Genomic DNA, 25,641 nt, shown 5'->3' on the forward strand with positions numbered 1-25,641 from the left:
TTTTCCCCGCCCAGAAAGGCGCCCGCTGCAATGGTGCAGATCAAGACCCCCGAGCAGATCGCGAAGATGCGCGAGGCGGGACTTGTCGTCGCCGCCATCCACGCGGCCACGCGGGAGGCCGCCGTGCCCGGCGCGACCACCCGCGACCTGGACGAGATCGCCCGCAAGGTGATCGCCGACCACGGCGCCAAGTCGAACTTCCTGGGGTACGGGGGCTTCCCCGCCACCATCTGCACCTCGGTCAACGAGGTCGTGGTCCACGGCATCCCCGACGAGAAGACCGTCCTGAAGGACGGGGACGTCATCTCGATCGACTGCGGTGCGATCATCGACGGCTGGCACGGCGACGCCGCGTACACCGCCTTCGTGGGCACCGGCCACTCCCAGGAGCTCGTGGAGCTCTCCCGGGTGACCGAGGAGTCGATGTGGGCGGGGATCGCGGCCATGCGCAACGGCGCCCGGCTGGTGGACGTCTCCCGCGCCATCGAGACCTACATCCGCCGCCAGCCCCGGCCCGCGACGGGCAGGTACGGGATCATCGAGGACTACGGCGGCCACGGCATCGGGACCGAGATGCACATGGACCCCCACCTGCTGAACTACGTCTCCCGCAAGCGCGGGCGCGGGCCGAAGATCGTGCCCGGCTTCTGCCTGGCGATCGAGCCCATGGTGTCGCTGGGCACGCCCCACACCGAGGTCCTCGCCGACGACTGGACGGTGGTCACCACCGACGGCACCTGGTCGGCGCACTGGGAGCACTCCGTGGCGCTGACGGAGGAGGGGCCGCTGGTGCTGACCGCCCCCGACGGCGGCAGGGCCAAGCTGGCGGAACTGGGGATCACCGCGGCGCCGGACCCGGCCGCCTCGGCCTGAGGCCGCCGCGCCGGCCCTCCCGGCGGTGTGTCCGGGGAGCCCCGTCCGCATAACGATCTCCGCCGGTGGGCAGACTTGACGGATTCGTCTTTTCGGGACCCCTGACGTAGACTGATGCGTCGGTTCTCGTGCATCCGTGTGCCCGCACCCGGGTGGAGAGCCGATCAAGGTAGCCGATTCGAAGGGCATAGCGTGGCCAAGAAGCAAGGTGCCATCGAGATCGAGGGCACCGTGATCGAGTCCCTCCCGAACGCCATGTTCAAGGTGGAACTCCAGAACGGTCACAAGGTCCTCGCGCACATCTCCGGCAAGATGCGCATGCACTACATCCGCATCCTCCCGGACGACCGGGTCGTGGTGGAGCTCTCTCCCTACGACCTGACGCGTGGGCGGATCGTCTACCGCTACAAGTAGATCTTGTCGTGCCCCGTCCCCGGGGCGACGGCACTGACCCGGAGAACCTCACATCCCATGAAGGTCAAGCCGAGCGTCAAGAAGATCTGCGACAAGTGCAAGGTGATCCGCCGCCACGGCCGGGTCATGGTCATCTGCGACAACCTGCGCCACAAGCAGCGCCAGGGCTGACGCACGACCACCTGCACGACTCGCGGATCTTCGCGCGACGCACGTAACACCATGTACATACGCAGAGTCCGCCTGGCTACGGTCGGCGACACCTCCGGTGGAGGCCGGAGACCTGGTCCGTACCACCCCGTCACGGGGTCGGCGGCCACGGAACGGCTCTGCGGAAGACCTCCGACTACATCAGGAGCCATGAATGGCACGCCTTGAAGGCGTTGACCTTCCGCGCGACAAGCGCATCGAGGTCGCCCTCACCTACGTCTTCGGCATCGGGCGCACGCGGTCCCAGGAGACCCTCGCCGCCACCGGTGTCGACCCCAACGTCCGCGTTCGTGACCTCGCCGAAGAGGACCTGGTCAAGATCCGCGAGTACGTGGACGTCAACTTCCAGACCGAAGGTGACCTCCGCCGCGACATCCAGGCCAACATCCGCCGCAAGGTCGAGATCGGCTGCTACCAGGGTCTGCGGCACCGTCGCGGCCTGCCGGTCCACGGTCAGCGCACCAGCACGAACGCACGTACCCGCAAGGGCCCGCGTCGCGCCATCGCCGGCAAGAAGAAGCCGGGCAAGAAGTAGTCCTCAGCAGGACGCCGCGGGCCGGCGGGGAACTCCCGCCACCCGTGATACCAGCGGTCTTCGCTGGAGGACCGACCACCTCCCGTAGGAGTTTGAGAGATGCCCCCCAAGGGACGTCAGGGCGCCGTCAAGAAGGTGCGCCGCAAGGAAAAGAAGAACGTCGCTCACGGCCACGCGCACATCAAGAGCACGTTCAACAACACGATCGTCTCGATCACGGACCCCTCGGGCAACGTGATCTCCTGGGCCTCCGCCGGCCACGTCGGCTTCAAGGGCTCGCGCAAGTCCACCCCCTTCGCCGCGCAGATGGCCGCCGAGTCGGCCGCCCGCCGCGCGCAGGAGCACGGCATGCGCAAGGTCGACGTCTTCGTCAAGGGTCCCGGCTCCGGCCGTGAGACCGCGATCCGCTCGCTCCAGGCCACCGGCCTGGAGGTGGGCTCGATCCAGGACGTCACCCCCACCCCGCACAACGGCTGCCGTCCGCCCAAGCGCCGCCGCGTCTGACGCACGGCACCGGCGGGCAGCCCCCGCGGCTGCTCCACCAGGGTGTTGCGGGCGGTACGCCCCCTTCGGGGCGTACCGCCCGTACCCTGTATCAGAGGACGTCAAATAGCGGGCGTCCACGACTGAAGGAATCCACACCATGCTGATCGCTCAGCGCCCCTCGCTGACCGAAGAGGTCGTCGACGAGTACCGCTCGCGGTTCGTCATCGAGCCCCTTGAGCCGGGCTTCGGCTACACGCTCGGCAACAGCCTCCGCCGCACCCTGCTCTCCTCGATCCCGGGTGCCGCCGTCACGTCCATCCGGATCGACGGCGTCCTGCACGAGTTCACCACCGTGCCGGGGGTCAAGGAGGACGTCACCGACCTCATCCTCAACATCAAGCAGCTGGTCGTCTCCTCGGAGCACGACGAGCCGGTCGTGATGTACCTGCGCAAGCAGGGCCCCGGCCTGGTCACCGCCGCGGACATCGCCCCGCCGGCCGGTGTCGAGGTCCACAACCCCGACCTGGTCCTCGCCACGCTCAACGGCAAGGGCAAGCTGGAGATGGAGCTGACCGTCGAGCGCGGTCGCGGCTACGTCTCCGCGGTGCAGAACAAGCAGGTGGGCCAGGAGATCGGCCGCATCCCGGTCGACTCCATCTACAGCCCCGTGCTCAAGGTCACCTACAAGGTCGAGGCGACCCGTGTCGAGCAGCGCACCGACTTCGACAAGCTGATCGTCGACGTCGAGACCAAGCAGGCCATGCGCCCGCGCGACGCCATGGCGTCCGCGGGCAAGACCCTGGTCGAGCTCTTCGGCCTGGCCCGCGAGCTGAACATCGACGCCGAGGGCATCGACATGGGCCCGTCCCCGACGGACGCCGCCCTCGCCGCCGACCTGGCGCTGCCGATCGAGGAGCTGGAGCTCACGGTCCGCTCCTACAACTGCCTCAAGCGCGAGGGCATCCACTCCGTGGGTGAGCTCGTGGCGCGTTCCGAGGCCGACCTGCTCGACATCCGCAACTTCGGTGCGAAGTCGATCGACGAGGTCAAGGCGAAGCTGGCCGGCATGGGCCTGGCCCTCAAGGACAGCCCGCCCGGATTCGACCCGACCGCCGCCGCCGACGCCTTCGGCGCCGACGACGACGCGGACGCGGGCTTCGTCGAGACCGAGCAGTACTGAGACTGCGCCGGGCCGCCGCCGAGCGGCCCGGCCCCCACTTCCGGCGGGCGCCCGTCCGCCGGTAACTGACACCGGTACCTGGTACGGCCGGTGCAGATCACAAGGAGAAACCCATGCCGCGTCCCACCAAGGGAGCCCGTTTCGGCGGCAGCGCCGCGCACGAGAAGCTGCTTCTCGCGAACCTGGCGAAGTCGCTGTTCGAGCACGGCCGCATCACCACGACCGAGGCCAAGGCCCGCCGCCTGCGTCCGGTCGCCGAGCGCCTGATCACCAAGGCGAAGAAGGGCGACATCCACAACCGTCGCCTGGTGCTGCAGACCATCACGGACAAGGGCGTCGTGCACACCCTGTTCACCGAGATCGCTCCGCGCTACGCCGAGCGTCCGGGCGGCTACACCCGCATCACGAAGATCGGCAACCGTCGTGGCGACAACGCCCCGATGGCCGTGATCGAGCTGGTCGAGGGTGAGATCGCGAAGAAGGCGACCGTCGCCGAGGCCGAGGCCGCCACCAAGCGTGCGGTCAAGGAGTCGGAGGCCGCCAAGGCCGAGGACACCACCGCGGACGAGGCCGCCGAGGCCCCGGCCGAGGAGTCCAAGGACGCCTGAACCCGGCACCGGGTTCACCGAGCGGGCCCGTCCCCCTTCGAGGGGGCGGGCCCGTTCCGCATGAGTTGAGAGGATGGTCGCGTGAGCGACGAGGTGGAGCCCGGCTTCGTCCGGGTGCGGCTGGATCTTTCCTACGACGGCACGGCCTTCTCGGGCTGGGCGAAGCAGGCCCGCGGGCAGCGCACGGTGCAGGGCGAGATCGAGGACGCCCTGCGCACGGTGACCCGCTCGGGGACCACCTACGAGCTGACGGTCGCCGGGCGCACCGACGCGGGCGTGCACGCCCGCGGTCAGGTGGCGCACGTGGACCTGCCCGCCGGGGTGTGGGCCGAGCACCGGGAGAAGCTGCTGAAGCGCCTCGCGGGCAGGCTCCCGCGCGATGTGCGGATCTGGCGCGCCGCCGAGGCGCCCGCCGGGTTCAACGCCCGCTTCTCCGCCGTCTGGCGCCGGTACGCCTACCGGGTCACCGACCACCCCGGCGGGGTGGACCCGCTGCTGCGGGGCCATGTCCTGTGGCACGACTGGCCGTTGGACGTGGACGCGATGAACGAGGCGGCGGCCGGGCTGCTCGGCGAGCACGACTTCGCCGCCTACTGCAAGCGGCGCGAGGGTGCGACGACCATCCGCACCCTCCAGCGGCTGTCCTGGGAGCGGGACGCCTCCGGTGTGCTGACGGCGACCGTGAAGGCCGACGCCTTCTGCCACAACATGGTCCGCTCCCTGGTGGGCGCGCTGCTGTTCGTCGGCGACGGGCACCGTCCGGCCGACTGGCCCGCGAAGGTGCTGGCGGCGGGGGTGCGCGACTCGGCCGTCCATGTGGTGCGCCCGCACGGCCTGACGCTGGAGGAGGTCGGCTACCCGGCCGACGAACTGCTGGCGGCCCGCAACCGCGAGGCCCGCAACCGGCGCACCCTGCCCGGGGCCTCCGGCTGCTGCTGAGGCGCCCGCCCACCGGGCCCGCCGCCGGGCGGACGCGGCGCCCCGCCGCGCCCGGCTACTGCGCCGGCAGGGTGGCCGCCGCCGAGGCCTGGGCCTCGCCGCGCCGGACGATCTGGCGGAAGGCGAACTCCCCGATGTCGTCCCCCGCCTGGTAGGCCGCCGTGTCCTGGGTGGTGACCGAGGTCGCCGAGGTGTGCCCGGTGATGGTGAAGTAGGCGTAGCGGCCGTAGGAGTTGTAGGTGTTGCGGCACACCGGGCCGCCCTTGCAGAAGACCGGGACGCCCCCTCCGGGCATCGGGGTGATGCTCCCCTCGGCCTCCTGGACGACCTTCTTCGCGGTCTTCTCGTCCGCGAAGGTCGCCACGCCCACGGTCACCGCGAGATCGCCCGTGCGGTAGGTGGCGCGGAACACCTGCTCGCAGCCGTTGCGTTCGAGCACCGCGCCGAGGGCCCCGGTGGCGGCGGTGGCGCAGCTGCCGGTGCGGGCCGTGGAGCCCTTGGTGTACGCCCGCTCGCCGTTGCCCATGGTGAGCTTGCGCCCGGGGAAGAGCGACTCGGCGGTCAGCGGCGCGGTGTCCTTGGCGCGGTCGGAGACGAACTCCCTGGGGTCGGGCGGCGGCAGCGGCGCCACCGAGGAGAACGAGGGCTCCGGTGCGGTGGTGTCGGCGGGCAGCGTGGGCGCACTGGGCAGCGATCCGCCCGAGGCGACGGCCTCGCCGTCCTTGGTGGAGGAGACGATCGCCATGGCGACGGCGCCCGCGACCAGCACCGTGGCCAGGGCGCCCCCGCCGATCATCGTCCAGCGTCGGCGGCGCATCCGGGCGGCCGAGGCGTCGGCCAGGGCCGCCCAGTCGGGGGTGTCCCGGTCGCCGGCGCCGGAGCGGTACCGGCCGTCCCCGTACCCGCCCGGCGCACCGGCGTCCGGGCCCTGCCCGTAGCCGCCGGTGCCGGTGCCGTACCCGCCCTGGCCGTACGGGTCCTGGTGCTGTCCTCCGGACCCCCACGGGGGTCCCCCCTGCCCGAAGCTCATGCCGCGCATCCTAAACCTGTTGGGCGTACCCGTCCTCGGCGGTCACAATCGCACCCATGGGACATGTGGAGGCGGCGCACGTCGAGTACTACCTCCCGGACGGGCGCCCGCTGCTGGGCGACGCCTCGTTCCGGGTGGGCGAGGGGGCCGTCGCGGCGCTCGTCGGCGCCAACGGAGCGGGCAAGACGACGCTGCTGAGGATCGTCGCGGGGGAACTCCAGCCGCACGGCGGCTCGGTGACGGTCAGCGGCGGACTGGGGGTGATGCCCCAGTTCGTGGGGTCGGTGCGCGACGAGCGCACCGTCCGGGACCTGCTGGTGTCGGTCGCCCAGCCGCGGATCCGGGAGGCGGCCGCCGCGGTGGACGCCGCCGAGCTGCGGATCATGGAGGAGGACGACGAGGCGGCGCAGATGGCGTACGCCCAGGCGCTCAGCGACTGGGCGGAGGCGCGCGGCTACGAGGCCGAGACGCTGTGGGACATGTGCACCACGGCCGCGCTGGGCGTCCCCTACGAGAAGGCGCAGTGGCGCCTGGTGCGCACGCTCTCCGGCGGTGAGCAGAAGAGGCTGGTGCTGGAGGCGCTGCTGCGCGGTCCGGACGAGGTCCTGCTGCTGGACGAGCCGGACAACTACCTGGACGTCCCCGGCAAGCGCTGGCTGGAGGAGCGGCTGGCGGAGACCCGCAAGACGGTGCTGTTCGTCTCCCACGACCGGGAACTGCTCTCCCGCGCCGCGGAGCGGATCGTGGCGGTGGAGCCGGGCCCGGCGGGCTCGGACGTGTGGGTGCACGGCGGCGGCTTCGCGTCCTTCCCGGAGGCGCGCCGGGAGCGCTTCGCCCGCTTCGAGGAGCTCAGGAGGCGGTGGGACGAGGAGCACGCGCGGCTGAAGGCCCTGGTGCTGCGGCTGCGCCAGCAGGCCGCGAACAGCCCCGACATGGCCTCCCGCTACCGGGCGATGCAGACCCGGCTGCGGAAGTTCGAGGAGGCTGGCCCGCCGCCGGAGCCGCCGCGGGAGCAGGACATCCGGATGCGGCTGCGCGGCGGACGGACCGGGGTGCGGGCGCTGACCTGCGAGAACCTGGAGCTGGCGGGGCTGATGAAGCCCTTCTCCCTGGAGGTCTTCTACGGGGAGCGCGTGGCGGTCCTCGGCTCCAACGGCTCGGGGAAGTCGCACTTCCTGCGGCTGCTGGCGGGCGAGCCGGTGGCGCACTCGGGGGAGTGGCGGCTCGGTGCGCGGGTCGTCCCGGGCCACTTCGCCCAGACCCACGCCCATCCGGAGCTGCTCGGGCGCACCCTCGTCGACATCCTGTGGACGGAGCACTCCAGGGACCGGGGCGGGGCGATGTCCGTGCTGCGCCGCTACGAGCTGGAGCGGCAGGGCGACACGCCCTTCGAGAAGCTGTCCGGCGGCCAGCAGGCGCGTCTGCAGATCCTGCTGCTGGAGCTCGCGGGCACCACGGCGCTGCTGCTGGACGAGCCGACCGACAACCTCGACCTGGAGTCGGCCGAGGCGCTCCAGACCGGGCTGGAGGCGTACGAGGGCACGGTGCTCGCCGTCACCCACGACCGCTGGTTCGCCCGCTCCTTCGACCGCTATCTGGTCTTCGGGTCGGACGGCCGGGTCCGGGAGACGTCCGGGCCGGTGTGGGACGAGCGCCGGGTCGAGCGGACGCGCTGAGGGCGGTGGCACGGGGCAGGGCCCGGCCCCCGGCGGTCGGGTCCGGGAGCGGTGCCGCCCGCGCGTTTTGACCCGTGCGGGGGGCCGACGGTATTCTTCTGGTTCGTTATGCGTATTGGCTTGCTCTATCTCACGTGAGGGGCCCTTACGCCGGTCCACCGGGCCGACCACCAGCGACCTGCGCGCGGTTTGCGTCACCGATGCGCGGTCACGGCTGTCGTGGTTGTCCGGGTGGCCTTGTCAGGACCCCGTCCTTCGTGCCTTCACGGGCCACGGAGGATCCCCATCACTGAAGAAGCGAAGGCTACGACCGTGCGTACGTACAGCCCCAAGCCCGGCGATGTGACGCGCCAGTGGCACATCATCGACGCGCAGGACATCGTCCTGGGCCGTCTGGCCACCACCGCCGCGACCCTTCTCCGGGGCAAGCACAAGCCGATCTACGCGCCGCACGTTGACGCTGGTGACTTCGTCATCATCATCAACGCCGACAAGGTGCACCTGTCCGGCAACAAGCGGACCCAGAAGATGGCGTACCGCCACTCCGGCTACCCGGGTGGTCTGCGCTCCGTCCGCTACGACGAGCTGCTGGAGAAGAGCCCCGAGAAGGCCGTGGAGAAGGCCGTCAAGGGCATGCTCCCCAAGAACTCCCTGGGCCGTCAGATGCTCTCGAAGCTGAAGGTCTACGCGGGCGAGAACCACCCGCACGCTGCGCAGCAGCCTGTCCCGTTCGAGATCACCCAGGTCGCGCAGTAAGTCCGGCCACCCCCTAAGACGAAGAGAATCTGAGGAGCATCGTGGCTGAGACCACCGCCGAGACCCCGCTCGAAGAGGTTGACGTCGAGCAGTACACCACCGAGACCGAGGTTCCGGTCGAGGGCGAGTACACCACCGAGTCCATGGCCTCCCGCTTCGGCGACCCGCAGCCGGCCGCCGGCCTGGGCCGCCGCAAGAACGCCATCGCCCGTGTCCGGATCGTCCCGGGCTCCGGCAAGTGGAAGATCAACGGGCGCACCCTCGAGGACTACTTCCCGAACAAGGTGCACCAGCAGGAGGTCAACGAGCCCTTCAAGGTGCTGGAGCTCGACGACCGCTACGACGTCATCGCCCGCATCGCCGGCGGCGGCGTCTCCGGCCAGGCCGGCGCCCTGCGCCTCGGTGTGGCCCGCGCCCTGAACGAGGCGGACGTGGACAACAACCGCGGCCCGCTGAAGAAGGCCGGCTTCCTGTCCCGCGACGACCGTGCGGTCGAGCGGAAGAAGGCCGGTCTGAAGAAGGCCCGCAAGGCCCCGCAGTACAGCAAGCGCTAAATCCCGCGCTGGCTCTTCGTTCGCCCCGGCGGCACTCCGTGCTGCCGGGGCGTTCGTCTATCGGCACGACGATCTCGGGCGTGTAACAGCGGTTCGAGTCATCAGCTTTTCGGAGGACAACAGTGGGACGACTCTTCGGGACCGACGGTGTACGCGGCGTGGCGAACGCCGATCTGACGGCCGAGCTGGCGACGGGCCTCTCGGTGGCGGCGGCGCATGTGCTCGCCGAGGCGGGATCCTTCGCCGGCCACCGTCCCACCGCCGTGGTGGGCCGGGACCCCCGCGCGTCCGGAGAGTTCCTGGAGGCCGCCGTCGTGGCCGGCCTGGCGAGCGCCGGGGTGGACGTGCTGCGCGTCGGCGTGCTGCCCACGCCCGCGGTGGCCTACCTCACCGGCGTGCTGGGGGCCGACCTCGGTGTGATGCTCTCGGCCAGCCACAACGCCATGCCCGACAACGGGATCAAGTTCTTCGCCCGCGGGGGCCACAAGCTCGCCGACGAGCTGGAGGACCGCATCGAGCAGGTCTACCGCCAGCACAGCACGGGCGAGCCGTGGGACCGCCCGACCGGTGCGGGCGTCGGCCGCGTCCGGGACTACGACGAGGGCTTCGACAAGTACGTCGCCCATCTGATCGGCGTGCTGCCGAACCGCCTCGACGGGCTCCGGATCGTCCTGGACGAGGCGCACGGAGCGGCCTCCCGGGTGTCGCCGGAGGCCTTCGCCCGTGCCGGCGCCGAGGTCGTCACCATCGGAGCCGAGCCCGACGGCCTGAACATCAACGACGGCTGCGGTTCGACCCACCTGGAGCTGCTCAAGGCCGCCGTCGTCGAGCACGGCGCCGACCTGGGCATCGCCCACGACGGGGACGCCGACCGCTGCCTGGCGGTGGACGGGGCCGGCAACGAGGTGGACGGCGACCAGATCCTCGCCGTGCTCGCGCTCGCGATGAAGGAGGCGGGCACCCTGCGCGGCAACACGGTCGTCGCGACCGTGATGTCGAACCTCGGCTTCACGCTGGCCATGGAGCGCGAGGGCGTGCAGCTGGTGCAGACCGCCGTCGGTGACCGCTATGTGCTGGAGGCCATGAAGGAGTCCGGCTACGCCCTCGGCGGCGAGCAGTCCGGGCATGTGATCGTCCTGGACCACGCCACGACCGGGGACGGCACGCTCACCGGCCTGATGCTGGCCGCGCGGATCGCGGCGACGGGCCGCTCCCTGGCGGAGCTGGCGGGCGTCATGGAGCGCCTGCCGCAGATCCTGGTCAACGTGCGGGACGTGGACAAGTCCCGGGTGGGCTCCTCCGCCGAGCTGTCGCAGGCCGTGGCCGAGGCCGAGCGCGACCTCGGGGCCACCGGCCGGGTGCTGCTGCGGCCCTCGGGCACGGAGCCGCTGGTGCGGGTGATGGTGGAGGCCGCGGACATCGAGCAGGCGCATGCCGTCGCCGGGCGGCTGGCCGACGTGGTGAAGTCCGCGCTGGGCTGATCCCCCCGCCCGCCTCGCCCCGTCCCGTCCCGCCCGCGCGGCGCAGGCCCCCGCGCGCGGCGCAGGCCCCCGCGGGCGGGGCCGGGCGCCGTCCGGGCCGCACGGGCCGCGGGCGGTGCCCGGGGCCTCAGCCGCGGGGCGCCGCCCGCCGCCGGACCAGGCGCTGCACCAGGAGGGTCGCCGTCCCCGAGAGCGTCAGGCCGAGCAGGTTCAGCAGGAGCTGCTCGGCCGAACCGCGCGCCTGCACATAGTCGGCGTAGGCGAAGGCGACGGCCGCGTTGGCCGCCGCCGGGACCGTCGTCACGGAGATCGCGACGCCCACCAGAGCACCCGACTTCGCCGAGGTCAGCGACAGTATCCCGGCGATGCCGGCGAGGAGCGCGACCACGAAGGAGAACAGGTCGGGGTCGTAGATGAAACGGGTGTTGGGCCGCGCGCCCTCCACCCGCGCCTCGGTGAACAGGCCCAGCGCGTCCATCAGGAGGCTGAAGGCCACCGTCAGGGCGACGGCCGCGGCGAAGCCGACGACCAGCGCGACGAGGGAGCGGAGTGCCAGGGCGGGGGCGCGCCGGACGATCGCCGTGCACAGCCCCGCCAGCGGGCCGAACTCCGGCCCGACCGCCATGGCCCCCACGACCAGCACGGCGTTGTCGAGCACCACACCGCAGGCGGCGATCATGGTGGCGATCGCGAGGAAGGCCAGATAGGTGCCGCTGAGCGTCGACTCCTCCTGGGTGGCCTCCACCAGTTCGTCCCAGACCACCGCGTCGGCGCTGTCGCCCGGTGCCTCGCGCTCGGCCTCCTCGGCCCGGAGGGAGAGCGTCAGCGCGGTGTCCTGCAGGCTGATCGCCCCGCACCGGTCGATGCCCTGGGCGCGCAGCTCGGTGACGACGCCGTCGGCAGCCTCCCGGGCGACGTCGCACAGCACCACGTCCCCCGCGGGGTCCCGGGCGGCGCCCGCGAGCACCACCAGGTGTGCCGTGCCGACGGTCCGCTCCAGCAGGGCGACCACCTCGTCGGTGCGGTCGGCCGGGGTGATCAGGCGCAGGTGCAGCACGCGGGGATCGTAGGCCGCCCGGGGGCGCGGTGCGCGCACGTTCGCCGTCTGCGTGGCGCCCGGGGCCCCGCGGACGGCCGGGTTGACGGAGCGTCAGAGCTTGCGCAGGGAGAGCCGCTGCACCTTGTGGTCGGGGCCCTTGCGCAGCACCAGGGTCGCCCGGCCGCGGGTCGGTGCCACGTTCTCCAGCAGGTTGGGCCGGTTGACGGTGCGCCACATGGAGCGGGCGTAGTCCAGCGCCTCCTCCTCCGAGACCTGGGTGTACTTGCGGAAGTAGGACGAGGGGTCCTGGAAGGCGGTCTCCCGCAGCTTGCGGAAACGATTCAGGTACCAGGTCTCGATGTCCTCGGCACGTGCGTCGACGTACACGCTGAAGTCGAAGTAGTCGGCGAGGCCGACCCGGGTGCGCCCGTCCTTGCCCGGCAGCGCGGGCTGGAGCACGTTCAGCCCCTCCACGATCAGGATGTCCGGCCGGCGCACGGTCAGCCGCTCGTCGGGCACGATGTCGTAGATCAGATGGGAGTAGACCGGGGCGGTGACCTCGTCCTTCCCGGCCTTGATGTCCGCCACGAAGCGGGTGAGGGCGCGCCGGTCGTAGGACTCGGGGAAGCCCTTGCGGGACATCAGCCCGCGGGCCCTGAGCTCCTTCATCGGCAGCAGGAAGCCGTCCGTGGTCACCAGCTCCACCCGCGGGTGCTCGGGCCAGCGGGCCAGCAGGGCCTGGAGCAGCCGGGCCACGGTGGACTTGCCGACGGCCACCGAGCCCGCCACCCCGATGACGAAGGGCGTCCCCCGCTGTGCCCCGTGCCCGTTGCCCGCGTCGCCGAGGAAGGTGTTGAGCGCCCCGCGCAGCCCTGCGGTGGCCTGCACGTACAGGTTCAGCAGCCGGGAGAGCGGCAGGTAGACGTCGCGGACCTCGTCCAGGTCGATGACGTCGCCGAGGCCGCGCAGCCGCTCGACCTCCGCCGCGCTCAGCGGCAGCGGCGTCTTCTCCCGCAGGGCGCTCCACTCGGCGCGGCTGAGGTCGACGTAGGGGGTCGCCGGAGGCTCGGCCCGGCGGTGGGCGCTTCGTGGCGGCGAAGGGATCACACGCCCCATTGTCGTGTCCGGGGGCCGGATGTGGGGCGTGGGGTGGGTCACGCGGGAGCGGGGCCCGGGGGGCCGGCGTCCGCCCGCCCGCGCACCCCTCGTGCGGGCCTCGGCACGTCAGGGCTGCGGCACGGCCGCGGGGCCTCAGTCCCTCCGGGCGATGACGCGCCCGCGGCGGACGGCGTCGAGCAGGGCCTGGTGGTCCCGTTCGTTCTGGTCGGCGTAGCGCTCCGCGAAGGCCGCCACCGCGCGGTCGAAGGAGTCGCTGCCGCCGAGGTACGAGGCGATGGCGATCCGGTCGCCCGACCGGGCGTGGGCGCGGGCCAGCGTCCCGCCGCACAGCGCGCCGAAGAGCCGCATCGCCTTGGGCGTCATCCGGGTGGCGTCCGGGACGAGCTTCCAGTCCCGCAGCTGCCTCAGGTAGAAGTCGCGCTGCGCCCCGTCGATGCCCTCGACGCGCTCCCAGCCCAGCAGGATGTCGCCCGCCGACTGCATCAGCCGCTGTCCCGCCACCACCCGCTCGCCCTGCGTGGCGAACTCGGTGTCCCCCAGGTGCGGTGCCAGCACCGAGGTGTCCGCCTCCTTGGCCTGGAGGAACAGCGGGTCGGTGTCGTCCCGGCCGAGGAGCAGCACGATCCAGCAGCGCGTCCCCACGCTGCCGACGCCGACCACCTTGCGCGCCATGTCCACCGGGGTGAACTGCGACAGCAGGTGCCGGCGGTCGCTGCGCAGGCTCGCGCGGTAGCGCAGCAGCAGGCTGGTGATCTTCTCCTCCAGCACGGCGCGCTCCACCTCGGGCAGCAGGTCCCCGAGGGGGACGAGGAGCGGCGGGTCGGCCGCGATCCGCCGCTCCCCGCCGACCACGGTGCTCAGCCGCCCGTAGGCCTGGAGGCTGTCGCGGCCGCGGGCCTTGGCGAGGGAGCGGTCCAGCCGGCGGCGGCCCCGGGCGTGCAGGTGCTCGGCCGCGACGGCCTTGATCTGCGCGGCGTCCGACCTGGCGTACCAGACGTCCATCAGCCGCATCCTCGCGTAGCGGTGCATGTGCTCGCGGTAGGAGCGCACGCAGTCCCGGGCGGTCCTGCTCCGCTGGGCGTCGGTGAAGCCGTTCTCCCTGCCCGCGATGACCAGGCTGGTGACGAGCCGCTTGAGGTCCCACTCCCAGGGGCCGGGCAGGGTCTCGTCGAAGTCGTTGATGTCGAAGATCAGGTTGCGTTCGGCGGAGGCCAGCAGCCGGAAGTTGAGCATGTGGGCGTCGCCGCAGAGCTGCGTGCGCAGGCCGGTGTCGGCGGTGGTGGCGAGGTCGCCCGCCATCACGGCCGCCGCGCCCCGGTAGAAGCGGAACGGGGACTCGGACATCCGCCCGTAGCGCAGCGGCACCAGCTCCCGCACCCGCCGCGCCGACTGCCTCTCGATCACGTCCACGGGGTCGGCCCGGTGGCGGGAGGGGGCGAACTCGCTGTGGGCCGAGCGGGGCGCGCGGGTACGCGCCGCGCGGCCGCGGGCGGCCCGCTCCCCGGCGGAGAGCCGGACCTGCCGGGTCGGCGTCATGGGCTGGGGCTTCACCGCGCCTCCTGGGGGTGCGTGCCCGGGGACCGTGCGTCCCCGGACGGGGCGGGGCGGGCCGTGGTCGGCGGTGCCGTGCCGGTCCCGGTCTCCAGCACACCCCGGATCCGGCCGGTCCGCACCCCCGCCGGTCCGCCGCCGGAGCCCTTCCCGCGGGGCACGCCGCACGGGAGGCCCCGCGCGGCCCGGCGCACGCCGTGCCCGGCCGGTGCGAGCGGCCCCGGGCCCCCGGGCCCCCGGTGTACCGACCCGCACTCCCCGGCGGGCGCACGGCATCCCCGGCGGGCGGGCGCTGATCCGGCGGGTACCGCGGGACAGCCCTTAGGCTGCCGACATGTGCGGAATCGTGGGTTACGTCGGCGGGCAGTCGGCGCTGGAAGTGGTCATCGCCGGGCTGAAGCGGCTGGAGTACCGCGGCTACGACTCGGCCGGGGTCGCGGTGCTCGCCGACGGAGGGCTCGCCGCGGCCAAGCGGGCGGGCAAGCTCGTCAACCTGGAGAAGGAACTGGGCGAGCGGCCCCTGCCCAGCGGCTCCACCGGCATCGGCCACACCCGCTGGGCCACGCACGGCGGCCCCACCGACGCCAACGCCCACCCCCACCTGGACAACGCGGGCCGGGTGGCCGTGGTCCACAACGGCATCATCGAGAACTTCGCCGCGCTCCGCGCCGAGCTGGCCGAGCGGGGCCACGACCTCTCCTCGGAGACGGACACCGAGGTCGTGGCCCATCTGCTCGCCGAGGAGTTCTCCTCCTCGGCGGACCTGGCCGAGTCCATGCGGCTGGTGTGCCGGCGGCTCCGGGGCGCCTTCACCCTGGTCGCCGTGCACGCCGACGAACCCGGCGTGGTGGTCGGCGCACGGCGCAACTCCCCGCTGGTCGTGGGCGTCGGCGAGGACGAGTACTTCCTGGCCTCGGACGTGGCCGCGTTCATCGCCCACACCCGCTCCGCGATCGAGCTCGGGCAGGACCAGGTGGTCGAACTGCGGCGCGAGGGGGTGACGGTCACCGGCTTCGACGGGCTGCCGGCGGACGTCCGCTCCTACCACGTGGACTGGGACGCCTCCGCCGCCGAGAAGGGCGGCTACGACTACTTCATGCTCAAGGAGATCGCCGAGCAGCCGAAGGCCGTCGCCGACACCCTCCTCGGCCGCATCGGGGCCTCGGGCGAACTGACCCTGGACGAGATCCGCATCCCCGCCGCCGAGCTGCGCGAGGCGACCAAGGTCGTCATCGTGGCGTGCGGGACGGCCTTCCACGCCGGGCTGATCGCCAAGTACGCCATCGAGCACTGGACCCGGGTGCCCTGCGAGGTCGAGCTGGCCAGCGAGTTCCGCTACCGGGACCCGATCCTGGACCAGCGCACGCTGGTGGTCGCCGTCTCGCAGTCGGGCGAGACCATGGACACCCTGATGGCGCTGCGCCACGCCCGCGAGCAGGGCGCCAGGGTGCTCGCCATCTGCAACACCAACGGGTCGACCATCCCGCGAGAGTCCGACGCGGTGCTCTACACCCACGCCGGACCGGAGGTCGCCGTCGCCTCCACCAAGGCCTTCCTCACGCAGGTGGCGGCCTGCTATCTGCTCGCCCTCTACCTCGGCCAGGTGCGGGGCACCCAGTGGGGGGACGAGATCCGGGCCGTGGTGCGGGACCTCGCGCAGATCGCGGGCCAGGTGGAGCGGGTCCTCGCGACCATGGAGCCGGTGCGCGAGCTGGCCCGCTCGCTGGCCGGCAAGGACACCGTCCTGTTCCTGGGCCGCCACGTGGGCTACCCCGTCGCCCTGGAGGGCGCGCTGAAGCTCAAGGAGCTGGCCTACATGCACGCCGAGGGGTTCGCCGCGGGGGAGCTCAAGCACGGGCCGATCGCCCTGATCGAGGAGGACTTGCCGGTGGTGGTGGTCGTGCCCTCGCCGCGGGGGCGCTCCGTGCTGCACGGCAAGATCGTCTCCAACATCCAGGAGATCCGGGCCCGCGGCGCCCGCACCATCGTGATCGCGGAGGAGGGCGACGAGGCGGTCGTGCCCTACGCGGACCACCTGGTGCGGATCCCGGCCACGCCGACGCTGCTGCAGCCGATGGTGGCCGCCGTGCCGCTCCAGGTCTTCGCCTGCGAACTCGCCACGGCCCGCGGCAACGAGGTGGACCAGCCGAGGAACCTGGCCAAGTCGGTGACGGTGGAATGAGCGCCGAGCGCGCGCGAGGGGCGGGAGGGCCCGGAGGATGATCATCGGGGTGGGGATCGACGTGGCGGAGATCGACCGCTTCGCCGCGTCGATGGAGCGGACGCCCGGCATGGCCGGGCGCCTGTTCGTGGAGCACGAGTTGCTGCTGCCGAGCGGGGAGCGCCGGGGGTACGCGTCCCTGGCGGCCCGGTTCGCCGCGAAGGAGGCCCTGGCCAAGGCCCTCGGCGCGCCCGCGGGACTGCTGTGGACGGACGCGGAGGTCTATGTCGAGGACTCGGGACGCCCCCGGCTGCGGGTGCGCGGCACGGTGGCCGCGCGCGCGGCCCAGCTGGGCGTGCGCAGCTGGCATCTGTCGCTGAGCCATGACGCGGGCGTGGCCTCCGCGGTGGTCGTCGCCGAGGGCTGACCCGCCGCCCCCGGCCGCTCCCCGCCGCTCCCGGCCGCCCCGGAGCGGCCCGGGCGGCGCCCGGGACCCTCCGGGGGCGGCCGGCCGGGGCGGACCCCGTGCCCGCCCGGCGGCCGAGGGGCCCGGCCTCAACCCGGCCCTTCCCCCGGCGACTTGCCGTCCCTCCCGGCACGCGGCGGCCACCCCGGTGCGGCAGACTCGGGGGCATGCGTAGCGCGTACACCGTCGAAGCCGTCCGCCACGCCGAGGCGCAGCTCATGGCCCGGCTGCCCGAGGGCGCGCTGATGCAGCGCGCCGCGGCCGGGCTGGCCGCCGCCTGTGCCAGGGTGCTGGGCCGGGTCTACGGGGCCCGGGTCGTGCTCCTGGTGGGCAGCGGCGCGAACGGCGGCGACGCCCTGTTCGCCGGTGCCCGGCTGGCCCGCCGCGGCGCCGGTGTGACCGCGGTTCCGCTCGCCCCCGGCCGCACCCACCCGGCCGGGCTGGCGGCCCTGCTGAAAGCCGGGGGAGCGGTCGCCGAGGACCCCTTCGACGCCCTCGCCGGGGCCGACCTGGTGGTGGACGGCATCACCGGCATCGGCGGGCACGGCGGCCTGCGCCCGGACGCCGTGCCCCTCGCCCGCGCCGCCCGGGGCTCAAACGCGGTGGTCGTGGCCGTCGACCTGCCGAGCGGCGTCGAGGCCGACACGGGCGAGGTGCCCGGCGAGGCGCTGCGGGCCGACCTGACCGTCACCTTCGGCACCCACAAGCCCGCACTCCTGGTCGACCCGGCCCGGGAGTACGCGGGCGCCGTGCACCTGGTGGACATCGGCCTGGGCGGCGAGCTGCCGTCCGTGCCCGCGCTGGAGGCGCTCCAGCACGCCGACGTCGCCCGGATGCTGCCGCTGCCCGCCGCCGAGAGCGACAAGTACCGCCGCGGCGTGGTCGGCGTGGTGGCCGGCTCGGCCCGGTACCCGGGGGCGGCCGTGCTCGCCGTGGCGGGCGCCCTGCGCGGCGGGGCGGGAGCGGTCCGCTACGTGGGCCCCGGCGCCGCGGCCGTGATCGCCCGCTTCCCCGAGTGCCTGGTCAGCACGGGGCGGCCGGGCGAGGCGGGCCGGGTCCAGTCCTGGGTCGTCGGCCCCGGCATCGGCGAGATGCGCGAGGGGGTGCGCGAGGTGCTGGCCTCCGACGTCCCCGTGCTGGTCGACGCGGACGGCCTGCGGCTGCTGGAGGCCTCCGAGGTCCGCGACCGCACCGCCCCCACCCTGCTCACCCCGCACGCCGGCGAGGCCGCCGCGCTGCTCGGCTGCGCCCGCGAGGAGGTGGAGGCCGGCCGCCTCGCGGCCGCCCGGGAGCTGGCCGCCCGCTACGGCGCGACGGTGCTGCTCAAGGGGTCCACCACCCTGGTGGCCGCTCCCGACGGCGGACGCTCCCCGGTCCGCGTCAACCCCATGGGCACGCCCTGGCTGGCGACCGCGGGCAGCGGCGACGTGCTCTCCGGGCTCGCGGGCTCCCTGCTCGCCGCCGGTCTCGGGGCCCGGGACGCCGGCTCCGCCGCCGCCTACCTGCACGGTCTCGCCGCCCGGCTGGCCTCCGCCCGGGGGGTGCCGCTGACCGCCCAGGAGGTGGCCGCGGCGCTCCCGGCCGCGTGGCGCGGGGTGCGCGACCCGCACGGCGCCGAGCCGCCCGAGCCGGACCGCCCCTGAACCCGGCGCCCCCGGGGCCCCGTTGGCACGGCGCCGTACCGGAGCGGAGGCCGGGCACGGGCCACGGGCACGTGACGCGGTCGACCGCCGGGGGTACGGACCGCCGGGGAGGCCTCTGAGAGACTGGGCGGGATGAGCCAGACACCGCACAGCCCCGCACAGCCGCGAGCCCGCGCCGAGATCGACCTCGCCGCGCTGCGCGCCAACGTCCGCGCGCTGCGCGCCCGCGCCCCGCGCGCCGCGCTGATGGCCGTGGTCAAGTCGGACGCGTACGGCCACGGCGCGGTGCCCTGTGCCCTGGCCGCGCAGTCCGCCGGTGCCACCTGGATCGGCACCGCCACCCCGCACGAGGCGCTGGCCCTGCGCGCGGCGGGCGTCGGCGGGCGGATCCTGTGCTGGCTGTGGACCCCGGGCGACCCGTGGCGCGAGGGCATCGAGGCCGACCTGGACATGTCCGTGAGCGGGCTGTGGGCGCTGCGCGAGGTGGTGGACGCCGCCCGCGCGGCCGGCCGCCCCGCGCGCGTCCAGCTCAAGGCCGACACGGGCCTCGGCCGCAACGGCTGCCCGCCCGCCGACTGGCCCGCCCTGGTGGCCGCGGCGCGCGGCGCCGAGGAGCAGGGCCTGGTGCGGGTCACCGGCCTGTGGTCCCACCTCGCCTGCGCCGACGAGCCGGGCCACCCCTCCACCGCGGCCCAGCTGCACGTCTTCCGGGACCTGCTGGACCACGCGGAGAAGGCGGGCATCGACCCCGAGGTGCGGCACCTCGCCAACTCGCCCGCCACGCTGACCCTCCCCGAGACGCACTTCGACCTGGTGCGCACGGGCATCGCCCTGTACGGCATCTCACCCGCGCCCGAACTCGGAACCTCCGAGGAGCTCGGACTGCGCCCGGTGATGACCCTGTCCGCCTCGGTGGCCCTGCTGAAGCACGTCCCGGCGGGCCACGGCGTGAGCTACGGGCACCACTACGTCACCCCGGGCGAGACGACCCTGGCCCTGGTGCCGCTCGGGTACGCGGACGGCATCCCGCGGCACGCCTCGGGGACCGGACCGGTCCTGATCGGCGGCGAGCGCCACCGGGTCGCCGGGCGGGTGGCCATGGACCAGTTCGTGGTCGACCTGGGCGGCCGGACGGTTCCGGAGGGCAGCGAGGTGCTGCTCTTCGGCCCCGGCGACCGCGGTGAGCCGACGGCCGAGGACTGGGCCCGTGCCGCGGGGACGATCGCCTACGAGATCGTCACGCGCATCGGGACGCGGGTTCCGCGCGTCCATCGGAACGAGGGCGCGGACCAGGTCCCGGCCCCCGGCCCGTCCGGCGGGCCGCAGCCGGGGCGGCGGCCCGCGGACCACGGGGCCCCCGGCCCCCGGCGGCAGGAGCACGAGCACGGGCACGGGCACAGCGACGAGTAGGAGGGGCACGGTGGGCGAGACCGGTACGGGGGAGGCCGTCGCGGCGGCGGCCGCGGGCCACTGGCGCAGAGCGGGCGTCGCCGGCGCGGCGATAGGGGTGATCGCGGCGGGCGCCGCCGCGGGCGTCGCCGTCGAACGGCTCACCGTCGGGCGGGGCATGCGCCGGAAGGCGCGGCTGGCCCTGGACGCAGCCGGCCCCTACGGATCCCTGCGCGGGACCCCCGGCCGTGCCGTCGCCGACGACGGCACGGTGCTCTACTACGAGGTCGACGAGGTCGACCCGCAGGCCGCGGCCCCCCGACGGCGGCGCCTCTTCGGCCGCAAGGCGCCCGCCCCCGTCACCGTCGTCTTCAGCCACGGCTACTGCCTCGGCCAGGACTCCTGGCACTTCCAGCGGGCCGCCCTGCGCGGGCTGGTGCGCACCGTCTACTGGGACCAGCGCAGCCACGGCCGCTCGGCCCGCGGCGCCTCCCAGACCGGCCCCGGCGCGGTACCGGTCACCATCGACCAGCTGGGCAGGGACCTGAAGGCGGTCGTCGAGGCGGCGGCACCCGAGGGGCCCCTGGTGCTCGTCGGGCACTCCATGGGCGGCATGACGATGATGGCGCTCGCCGCGCACTGCCCGGAGCTGGTCCGGGACCGGGTGGCGGCGGCCGCCTTCGTGGGCACCTCCGCGGGCCGCCTGGGCGAGGTGAACTACGGCCTGCCGGTGGCGGGCGTCAACGCGGTGCGGCGGGTGCTGCCCGGGGTGCTCAGGGCCCTCGGCTCGCAGGCGGAGCTGGTGGAGCGGGGGCGCCGGGCCACCGCCGACCTGTTCGCCGGGCTGGTCAAGCGGTACTCCTTCTCGTCCGGGGACGTGGACCCGGCCGTCGCCCGCTTCGCCGAGCGGCTGATCGAGTCGACGCCGATCGACGTGGTGGCGGAGTTCTACCCGGCCTTCGCCGAGCACGACAAGAGCGAGGCCCTCGGAGTGTTCTCCGGGACACCGGTCCTGGTGCTCTCGGGAGACGAGGACCTGGTGACGCCGAGCACGCACAGCGAGGCCATCGCCGACCGGCTGCCGCACGCGGAACTGGTGATCGTGCCCGACGGGGGGCACCTGGTGATGCTGGAGCACCCCGAGGCGGTCACCGACCGGATCGCGGACCTGCTGGTCCGGGCGGGCGCCGTGCCGGATGCGGCTAACGTTGGCACGTATGGAAGCACAGCACAGCCCGGAGGCTAGCCCGCAGGCGGGCGCGCAGGCCGAGACGGCCGCCGCCGGCCCGTCCCGCCCCACGGCCGGGTCCCGGCTCACCGTCGACTCCCCGGAGGGGATGCAGGACCTGGGGCGCCGCCTCGCCAAGCTGCTGCGCCCCGGCGACCTGGTGATGCTGACCGGGGAGCTGGGAGCCGGCAAGACCACGCTGACCCGCGGCCTGGGCGAGGGCCTGGGCGTGCGGGGAGCGGTGACCTCCCCCACCTTCGTGATCGCCCGGGTCCATCCGCCGCTCGGGGACGGCCCGGCCCTGGTCCATGTCGACGCCTACCGCCTCGGTGGCGGGCTCGACGAGATGGAGGACCTCGACCTGGACGTGTCGCTGCCGGAGTCCGTGGTTGTCGTGGAGTGGGGGGACGGCAAGGTCGAGGACCTGTCCGAGGACCGTCTGCACGTGCTCATCCACCGCATGGCGGGCGAGACCGACGACGACCGGCGCGAGATCGCCCTGCACGGCTACGGCGAGCGCTGGCGCGCGGCGGGCCTGGAGTCCGCCGCGGTCTGACCCCGCCGCGCTCCGCGGGCGGGCCGTCCGAGGGCCGGGGCGGTGGGACCGGCGCCCGCCGACGGGGCGCTCAGCGGGCTTCCGTGTGTTCCGACAAGGTGTCGGAAAGATGTTGCGCGGTCCGCCCCGCGCATGGTGACATGGCCTCCAGAGCTGGTTAGGTATACCTCACCACGACCGCCCCGGAGTTCCAGGAGGCGTCCATGCCGGCATCGGAGCGCGCAGCGCAGTCCCGTCGCCCGTCGGCCCCGGCCGACGGCCCCCGCCCGGCCACCGTGCCGTCCATGCACGACCTGCTGGCGTCCTGCGCCGCCGCCACGGCGGTCTCGACCCCGCCGCGGCCCGCCACCGGGCTCTCGACCCCGCCGCGGCCCGCCACACCGGCCCGGGAGGAACCCGGCACACGGCGCGACGCCGCCTGACCGCCGAGCCGGGCATCCCCGGCTCCGGCTCCGTGGCCCGCCCGGGGAGCACGTCCCAGGGGAGCACGTCCTAGTAGTGCACGTCCTAGGGGACGACGACGACCGCCGAGTCGATCGCGGCGAACTTCCACATCGCGTCCCCGTCGGCACGGCTCATCCGCACCCCGCCGGTCCGCTTCTCCGGGTCGGGGCTGTCCATGGAGCCGTCCACCGCCGCGCTGAACCCGATGGTGACGCCCTCCACCGAGGTGAAGCGCACCACATGCTCGATCGGCACGCCGTCGGAGCCCGCCACCCTGCCCGACCGCGAGGTCACCGCGTACGTCCCCGGCTCGGGGCTCACCGTCGAGGGCATCACCCGGAAGGTCCGGGGCTCGCCGCTCTCGCCGACCAGCCACACCCTGCGGTCCGCCAGCGCGTACACCACGCGCTCGCCGGTGCCCGAGTCCTCGGGGACGGCCAGCGGGTCCTTCGCGGGGGGCTTCGGGGCGCCGGAGACCTGTGCCGAGGGCGTGGCCCCGGGCGCCTGCGGGGCCGCGAGGACGTCGGGGGCGCTGGCGCGCGCCTGGAAGGCCAGGAAACCGACCGCGGCCAGCGCGGCCGCCGTGAGCCCGGCCACGAGTCCCGAGCTGCTCCGTGCCACCGTGCCCCACCTTTCGCAAGCGTTCCCCGTCGAACGTGACGGTAGCAGCCGCCGTCACGTTCGACGGGGCACCGTGCCCGCCCCGTGGGAGCCGTAGGCTGTTCGCGTGCTCTTGCTCGCCATGGATACCGCAACCCCCGCCGTCACCGCCGCCCTCCACGACGGCACCGGCGTCGTCGCCGAGTCCTCCCGGGTGGACGCCCGCCGCCACGGCGAGCTGCTGCTCCCGGCCGTCGACCGGGTGCTCGCCGAGGCCGGCACGGACCTCGGCTCCGTGACCGGGATCGTGGTCGGGGTCGGCCCGGGCCCCTACACCGGACTGCGCGTCGGGCTGGTGACCGCCGCGACCTTCGCCTCCGCGCTGGGCGTCCCCGTGCACGGTGTGTGCACCCTCGACGGACTGGCCTACGCGGCGGGGCTCGACGAGCCCTTCACCGTGGCCACCGACGCCCGCCGCAAGGAGGTCTACTGGGCCCGCTACGCGGACTCCCGCACCCGGGTGACCGAGGCCGCCGTCGACCGGCCCGCCGAGATCGCGGAGCAGGTCGCCGGGGTGCCCGCGGTGGGCGCGGGAGCCCTGCTCTACCCCGGGACCTTCCCCGACGCCCGTGCCCCCGAGCACGCGAGCGCGGCGGCCCTCGCCTCGCTCGCCGCCGAGCGGCTGGCGACCGGCGCGGGCTTCCTGGACCCGCAACCCCTCTACCTGCGCCGCCCCGACGCCCAGGTGCCCAGGAACTACAAGGTGGTCACACCGCAGTGAGCACCCCCGTCCTGCGCGAGATGCGCTGGTGGGACATCCCCCCGGTGCTGGAGCTGGAACGCGCGCTGTTCCCCGAGGACGCCTGGTCCGCGGGGATGTTCTGGTCCGAACTCGCCCACGCCCGAGGCCCGCGGTCCACCCGCCGCTACGTGGTGGCCGAGCTGGACGGCGCCCTCGCCGGCTACGCGGGCCTCGCCGCCGCCGGCGGACTCGGCGACGTACAGACCATCGCCGTCGCCCCCGGCAGCCAGGGCACCGGGCTCGGGGCCCGCCTGCTCGGCGACCTGCTGCGCCACGCCACGGCCTTCGAGTGCGACGAGGTCTTCCTCGAAGTCCGCGTGGACAACACCCGTGCGCAGAAGCTCTACGAGCGCTTCGGCTTCGTGCCCGTGGGGTTCCGCCGGGGCTACTACCAGCCCGGCAACGTCGACGCCCTCGTCATGCGCCTCACCGTACAAGGAACAGAGACTCACACCCATGGCTGACGAACCGCTCGTCCTCGGCATCGAGACCTCCTGCGACGAGACGGGGGTCGGCATCGTCCGCGGCACCACCCTGCTCGCCGACGCCGTCGCCTCCAGCGTCGACACCCACGCCCGCTTCGGCGGCGTGGTCCCCGAGATCGCCTCCCGCGCGCACCTGGAGGCCATGGTGCCGACCATCGAGCGCGCCCTCGCGGAGGCCGGAGTCTCGGCCCGCGACCTCGACGGCATCGCGGTCACCGCCGGTCCCGGCCTCGCGGGCGCGCTGCTGGTCGGCGTCTCCGCGGCCAAGGCGTACGCCTACGCCCTGGGCAAGCCGCTCTACGGGGTCAACCACCTCGCCTCCCACATCTGCGTGGACCAGCTGGAGCACGGCCCGCTGCCGGAGCCCACGATGGCCCTGCTGGTGTCCGGCGGGCACTCCTCGCTGCTCCTCGCCCCGGACATCACGGCAGACGTCCGCCCCCTGGGCGCGACCATCGACGACGCCGCGGGGGAGGCCTTCGACAAGATCGCCCGCGTGCTGGACCTGGGCTTCCCCGGCGGCCCGGTGATCGACCGGCTGGCGAGGGAGGGCGACCCGGAGGCCATCGCCTTCCCCCGCGGGCTGAGCGGGGCCAGGGACCCGGCCTACGACTTCTCCTTCTCCGGCCTCAAGACCGCCGTCGCCCGCTGGATCGAGGCCAAGCGGGCCGCGGGGGAGGAGGTCCCGGTGCGCGACGTGGCGGCCTCCTTCCAGGAGGCGGTCGTGGACGTGCTCACCCGCAAGGCGGTGCGGGCCTGCCGTGACGAGGGCGTGGACCACCTGATGGTCGGCGGCGGGGTGGCCGCCAACTCGCGCCTGCGGGCGCTGGCCGAGGAGCGCTGCGAGCGGGCCGGGATCCGGCTGCGCGTGCCGCGCCCGAAGCTCTGCACCGACAACGGGGCGATGGTCGCGGCCCTGGGGGCCGAGATGGTCGCCCGCAACCGCCCCGCCTCCGACTGGGAGCTGTCCGCGGACTCCTCGCTCCCGGTGACGGACCCCCACGTCCCCGGCGCCCACGGCCACTCCCACGACCACGACCATGTGCACGAGATCAGCAAGGAGAACCTGTACTCGTGACCGTCGTCGCCCTGATGTGGGAGGCCCGCGCCGCCGAGGGCCGCGGTGCCGAGCTGCTGGAGTGGGCCCGGGCGCAGGTGCTCGACCGCCGGCCGCTGCGCCGGGAGACTTTCCGCGCGGCCGGGGACCGGGTGCTGGTGGTCACCTGGTGGGAGGTGCACGACGTGCACGCCGAGCTGCCCGAGCTGCCGGAACCCGCGGCGGACGCGGTCACCAGGCCGGTGCACCGCTGGCGTTTCGAGTCGGCCGGACTCGACCCGCTCTGAGGGCGGCGGGCGGACCGGCCGCCGCCCCCGGACCGTCCGGACCGTTCCCGGGAGAAAGATTCTCGCGACGGG

Annotated in this window: 28 protein-coding genes; 23 read left to right on the forward strand and 5 right to left on the reverse strand. The window is 73.9% G+C overall.

Features of this window, described 5'->3' with window-relative positions:
* Positions 1 to 30 precede the first annotated feature (30 nt).
* The 8 genes from map to truA all read left to right on the forward strand — a co-directional run bounded on the left by map (position 31) and on the right by truA (position 5,245).
* A complete protein-coding gene (gene map, locus ACGF15_RS16970) occupies positions 31 to 873 on the forward strand; it encodes a type I methionyl aminopeptidase (RefSeq protein WP_392799742.1) in 843 nt (280 codons plus the stop codon).
* A gap of 192 nt (positions 874 to 1,065) precedes the next feature.
* Positions 1,066 to 1,287 (forward strand): translation initiation factor IF-1, encoded by a 222-nt coding sequence (gene infA / locus ACGF15_RS16975; RefSeq protein ID WP_003956442.1) that lies wholly within the window; start codon positions 1,066 to 1,068, stop codon positions 1,285 to 1,287.
* Positions 1,288 to 1,344: 57 nt separating this feature from the next.
* Positions 1,345 to 1,458, forward strand: coding sequence for a 50S ribosomal protein L36 (rpmJ, locus tag ACGF15_RS16980; RefSeq protein WP_003956441.1), 114 nt, complete (start codon positions 1,345 to 1,347; stop codon positions 1,456 to 1,458).
* A gap of 193 nt (positions 1,459 to 1,651) precedes the next feature.
* On the forward strand, positions 1,652 to 2,032 hold the full coding sequence (gene rpsM, locus ACGF15_RS16985; RefSeq protein ID WP_159688557.1) for a 30S ribosomal protein S13: 381 nt from the start codon (positions 1,652 to 1,654) through the stop codon (positions 2,030 to 2,032).
* 99 nt (positions 2,033 to 2,131) lie between these two features.
* The gene (rpsK, locus tag ACGF15_RS16990) at positions 2,132 to 2,536 is read left to right on the forward strand and encodes a 30S ribosomal protein S11 (RefSeq protein ID WP_017949643.1); all 405 of its coding nucleotides are present in this window, start codon (positions 2,132 to 2,134) and stop codon (positions 2,534 to 2,536) included.
* A gap of 139 nt (positions 2,537 to 2,675) precedes the next feature.
* Complete coding sequence (locus tag ACGF15_RS16995) at positions 2,676 to 3,698, forward strand: DNA-directed RNA polymerase subunit alpha (RefSeq protein ID WP_003956430.1); 1,023 nt, start codon at positions 2,676 to 2,678, stop codon at positions 3,696 to 3,698.
* A 113-nt stretch (positions 3,699 to 3,811) separates the two neighbouring features.
* Positions 3,812 to 4,306, forward strand: coding sequence for a 50S ribosomal protein L17 (gene rplQ / locus ACGF15_RS17000; protein ID WP_256525455.1), 495 nt, complete (start codon positions 3,812 to 3,814; stop codon positions 4,304 to 4,306).
* Between the two features lie 81 nt (positions 4,307 to 4,387).
* A complete protein-coding gene (truA, locus tag ACGF15_RS17005) occupies positions 4,388 to 5,245 on the forward strand; it encodes a tRNA pseudouridine(38-40) synthase TruA (RefSeq protein WP_345614480.1) in 858 nt (285 codons plus the stop codon).
* A 55-nt stretch (positions 5,246 to 5,300) separates the two neighbouring features.
* Here truA and ACGF15_RS17010 read toward each other — a convergent pair whose 3' ends face one another.
* On the reverse strand, positions 5,301 to 6,275 hold the full coding sequence (locus ACGF15_RS17010; protein WP_345614481.1) for a hypothetical protein: 975 nt from the start codon (positions 6,273 to 6,275) through the stop codon (positions 5,301 to 5,303).
* Positions 6,276 to 6,331: 56 nt separating this feature from the next.
* On the opposite strand from ACGF15_RS17010, the gene ACGF15_RS17015 reads away from it, so the two are divergent.
* The 4 genes from ACGF15_RS17015 to glmM all read left to right on the forward strand — a co-directional run bounded on the left by ACGF15_RS17015 (position 6,332) and on the right by glmM (position 10,742).
* Positions 6,332 to 7,951 (forward strand): ABC-F family ATP-binding cassette domain-containing protein, encoded by a 1,620-nt coding sequence (locus ACGF15_RS17015; RefSeq protein ID WP_392799748.1) that lies wholly within the window; start codon positions 6,332 to 6,334, stop codon positions 7,949 to 7,951.
* A 312-nt stretch (positions 7,952 to 8,263) separates the two neighbouring features.
* A complete protein-coding gene (gene rplM, locus ACGF15_RS17020; RefSeq protein ID WP_256525459.1) occupies positions 8,264 to 8,707 on the forward strand; it encodes a 50S ribosomal protein L13 in 444 nt (147 codons plus the stop codon).
* A 41-nt stretch (positions 8,708 to 8,748) separates the two neighbouring features.
* A complete protein-coding gene (gene rpsI / locus ACGF15_RS17025; protein WP_256525460.1) occupies positions 8,749 to 9,261 on the forward strand; it encodes a 30S ribosomal protein S9 in 513 nt (170 codons plus the stop codon).
* Between the two features lie 122 nt (positions 9,262 to 9,383).
* On the forward strand, positions 9,384 to 10,742 hold the full coding sequence (glmM, locus tag ACGF15_RS17030; RefSeq protein ID WP_392799753.1) for a phosphoglucosamine mutase: 1,359 nt from the start codon (positions 9,384 to 9,386) through the stop codon (positions 10,740 to 10,742).
* 127 nt (positions 10,743 to 10,869) lie between these two features.
* On the opposite strand, the gene ACGF15_RS17035 is transcribed toward glmM, so the two are convergent.
* From ACGF15_RS17035 to ACGF15_RS17045, 3 genes are all read right to left on the reverse strand, one after another.
* Entirely contained in the window at positions 10,870 to 11,799 is a 930-nt protein-coding gene (locus ACGF15_RS17035) for a DUF389 domain-containing protein (protein ID WP_392799756.1), read from the reverse strand.
* 93 nt (positions 11,800 to 11,892) lie between these two features.
* Positions 11,893 to 12,888, reverse strand: coding sequence for a type I pantothenate kinase (gene coaA / locus ACGF15_RS17040; protein ID WP_345614485.1), 996 nt, complete (start codon positions 12,886 to 12,888; stop codon positions 11,893 to 11,895).
* Positions 12,889 to 13,032: 144 nt separating this feature from the next.
* The gene (locus ACGF15_RS17045) at positions 13,033 to 14,436 is read right to left on the reverse strand and encodes a DUF2252 domain-containing protein (RefSeq protein WP_345614568.1); all 1,404 of its coding nucleotides are present in this window, start codon (positions 14,434 to 14,436) and stop codon (positions 13,033 to 13,035) included.
* A gap of 349 nt (positions 14,437 to 14,785) precedes the next feature.
* On the opposite strand from ACGF15_RS17045, the gene glmS reads away from it, so the two are divergent.
* From glmS to ACGF15_RS17080, 7 genes are all read left to right on the forward strand, one after another.
* The gene (gene glmS / locus ACGF15_RS17050; RefSeq protein WP_392799759.1) at positions 14,786 to 16,633 is read left to right on the forward strand and encodes a glutamine--fructose-6-phosphate transaminase (isomerizing); all 1,848 of its coding nucleotides are present in this window, start codon (positions 14,786 to 14,788) and stop codon (positions 16,631 to 16,633) included.
* Positions 16,634 to 16,670: 37 nt separating this feature from the next.
* The gene (locus ACGF15_RS17055) at positions 16,671 to 17,039 is read left to right on the forward strand and encodes a holo-ACP synthase (protein ID WP_392799762.1); all 369 of its coding nucleotides are present in this window, start codon (positions 16,671 to 16,673) and stop codon (positions 17,037 to 17,039) included.
* Between the two features lie 206 nt (positions 17,040 to 17,245).
* Positions 17,246 to 18,721, forward strand: a complete 1,476-nt coding sequence (locus ACGF15_RS17060; protein ID WP_362614543.1) for an NAD(P)H-hydrate dehydratase — start codon at positions 17,246 to 17,248, stop codon at positions 18,719 to 18,721.
* Between the two features lie 132 nt (positions 18,722 to 18,853).
* Positions 18,854 to 20,131, forward strand: coding sequence for an alanine racemase (alr, locus tag ACGF15_RS17065; protein WP_392799765.1), 1,278 nt, complete (start codon positions 18,854 to 18,856; stop codon positions 20,129 to 20,131).
* Positions 20,132 to 20,141: 10 nt separating this feature from the next.
* A complete protein-coding gene (locus tag ACGF15_RS17070; RefSeq protein ID WP_362614541.1) occupies positions 20,142 to 21,356 on the forward strand; it encodes an alpha/beta hydrolase in 1,215 nt (404 codons plus the stop codon).
* Positions 21,328 to 21,894: a tRNA (adenosine(37)-N6)-threonylcarbamoyltransferase complex ATPase subunit type 1 TsaE gene (gene tsaE, locus ACGF15_RS17075; protein WP_345614490.1), complete on the forward strand. Its 567-nt coding sequence runs from the start codon at positions 21,328 to 21,330 to the stop codon at positions 21,892 to 21,894. Before ACGF15_RS17070 ends, tsaE begins: the two co-directional genes overlap by 29 nt.
* A gap of 203 nt (positions 21,895 to 22,097) precedes the next feature.
* Positions 22,098 to 22,316: a hypothetical protein gene (locus tag ACGF15_RS17080; RefSeq protein WP_362614538.1), complete on the forward strand. Its 219-nt coding sequence runs from the start codon at positions 22,098 to 22,100 to the stop codon at positions 22,314 to 22,316.
* Positions 22,317 to 22,401: 85 nt separating this feature from the next.
* Here the strand turns inward: ACGF15_RS17080 and ACGF15_RS17085 are convergent, their stop codons facing one another.
* Positions 22,402 to 22,959, reverse strand: coding sequence for a hypothetical protein (locus ACGF15_RS17085; RefSeq protein ID WP_345614492.1), 558 nt, complete (start codon positions 22,957 to 22,959; stop codon positions 22,402 to 22,404).
* 106 nt (positions 22,960 to 23,065) lie between these two features.
* Between ACGF15_RS17085 and tsaB the strand changes: the two genes are divergently transcribed.
* Genes tsaB through ACGF15_RS17105 form a run of 4 tightly spaced genes read left to right on the forward strand, consistent with a single transcriptional unit; the run spans position 23,066 to position 25,569 of the window.
* Positions 23,066 to 23,719 carry a tRNA (adenosine(37)-N6)-threonylcarbamoyltransferase complex dimerization subunit type 1 TsaB gene (gene tsaB / locus ACGF15_RS17090; RefSeq protein WP_345614493.1) on the forward strand — a complete coding sequence of 218 codons (654 nt, stop codon included), beginning with the start codon at positions 23,066 to 23,068 and terminating at the stop codon, positions 23,717 to 23,719.
* Positions 23,716 to 24,204 (forward strand): ribosomal protein S18-alanine N-acetyltransferase, encoded by a 489-nt coding sequence (gene rimI, locus ACGF15_RS17095; RefSeq protein WP_362614532.1) that lies wholly within the window; start codon positions 23,716 to 23,718, stop codon positions 24,202 to 24,204. Before tsaB ends, rimI begins: the two co-directional genes overlap by 4 nt.
* A complete protein-coding gene (tsaD, locus tag ACGF15_RS17100; protein WP_345614495.1) occupies positions 24,197 to 25,303 on the forward strand; it encodes a tRNA (adenosine(37)-N6)-threonylcarbamoyltransferase complex transferase subunit TsaD in 1,107 nt (368 codons plus the stop codon). The genes rimI and tsaD overlap by 8 nt, the downstream gene beginning before the upstream one ends.
* Positions 25,300 to 25,569 carry a hypothetical protein gene (locus ACGF15_RS17105; RefSeq protein ID WP_362612103.1) on the forward strand — a complete coding sequence of 90 codons (270 nt, stop codon included), beginning with the start codon at positions 25,300 to 25,302 and terminating at the stop codon, positions 25,567 to 25,569. The genes tsaD and ACGF15_RS17105 overlap by 4 nt, the downstream gene beginning before the upstream one ends.
* Positions 25,570 to 25,641 lie beyond the last annotated feature (72 nt).

The organism is Streptomyces sp. NPDC048001 (assembly GCF_043203115.1).
Classification (GTDB): domain Bacteria; phylum Actinomycetota; class Actinomycetes; order Streptomycetales; family Streptomycetaceae; genus Streptomyces; species Streptomyces sanyensis.

What these genes read in the sequence shown, in the direction of transcription:
- map (WP_392799742.1), top strand. Translation starts at nt 31, where the DNA reads ATGGTGCAGATCAAGACCCCCGAGCAGATCGCGAAGATGCGCGAGGCG.
- alr (WP_392799765.1), top strand. Translation starts at nt 18,854, where the DNA reads ATGAGCCAGACACCGCACAGCCCCGCACAGCCGCGAGCCCGCGCCGAG.
- ACGF15_RS17055 (WP_392799762.1), top strand. Translation starts at nt 16,671, where the DNA reads ATGATCATCGGGGTGGGGATCGACGTGGCGGAGATCGACCGCTTCGCC.
- ACGF15_RS17080 (WP_362614538.1), top strand. Translation starts at nt 22,098, where the DNA reads ATGCCGGCATCGGAGCGCGCAGCGCAGTCCCGTCGCCCGTCGGCCCCG.
- rpmJ (WP_003956441.1), top strand. Translation starts at nt 1,345, where the DNA reads ATGAAGGTCAAGCCGAGCGTCAAGAAGATCTGCGACAAGTGCAAGGTG.
- ACGF15_RS17010 (WP_345614481.1), bottom strand. Translation starts at nt 6,275, where the DNA reads ATGAGCTTCGGGCAGGGGGGACCCCCGTGGGGGTCCGGAGGACAGCAC.
- ACGF15_RS17015 (WP_392799748.1), top strand. Translation starts at nt 6,332, where the DNA reads ATGGGACATGTGGAGGCGGCGCACGTCGAGTACTACCTCCCGGACGGG.
- ACGF15_RS17045 (WP_345614568.1), bottom strand. Translation starts at nt 14,436, where the DNA reads ATGACGCCGACCCGGCAGGTCCGGCTCTCCGCCGGGGAGCGGGCCGCC.
- ACGF15_RS16995 (WP_003956430.1), top strand. Translation starts at nt 2,676, where the DNA reads ATGCTGATCGCTCAGCGCCCCTCGCTGACCGAAGAGGTCGTCGACGAG.
- rpsK (WP_017949643.1), top strand. Translation starts at nt 2,132, where the DNA reads ATGCCCCCCAAGGGACGTCAGGGCGCCGTCAAGAAGGTGCGCCGCAAG.
- glmS (WP_392799759.1), top strand. Translation starts at nt 14,786, where the DNA reads ATGTGCGGAATCGTGGGTTACGTCGGCGGGCAGTCGGCGCTGGAAGTG.
- rpsM (WP_159688557.1), top strand. Translation starts at nt 1,652, where the DNA reads ATGGCACGCCTTGAAGGCGTTGACCTTCCGCGCGACAAGCGCATCGAG.
- rplQ (WP_256525455.1), top strand. Translation starts at nt 3,812, where the DNA reads ATGCCGCGTCCCACCAAGGGAGCCCGTTTCGGCGGCAGCGCCGCGCAC.
- tsaE (WP_345614490.1), top strand. Translation starts at nt 21,328, where the DNA reads ATGGAAGCACAGCACAGCCCGGAGGCTAGCCCGCAGGCGGGCGCGCAG.
- ACGF15_RS17060 (WP_362614543.1), top strand. Translation starts at nt 17,246, where the DNA reads ATGCGTAGCGCGTACACCGTCGAAGCCGTCCGCCACGCCGAGGCGCAG.
- tsaD (WP_345614495.1), top strand. Translation starts at nt 24,197, where the DNA reads ATGGCTGACGAACCGCTCGTCCTCGGCATCGAGACCTCCTGCGACGAG.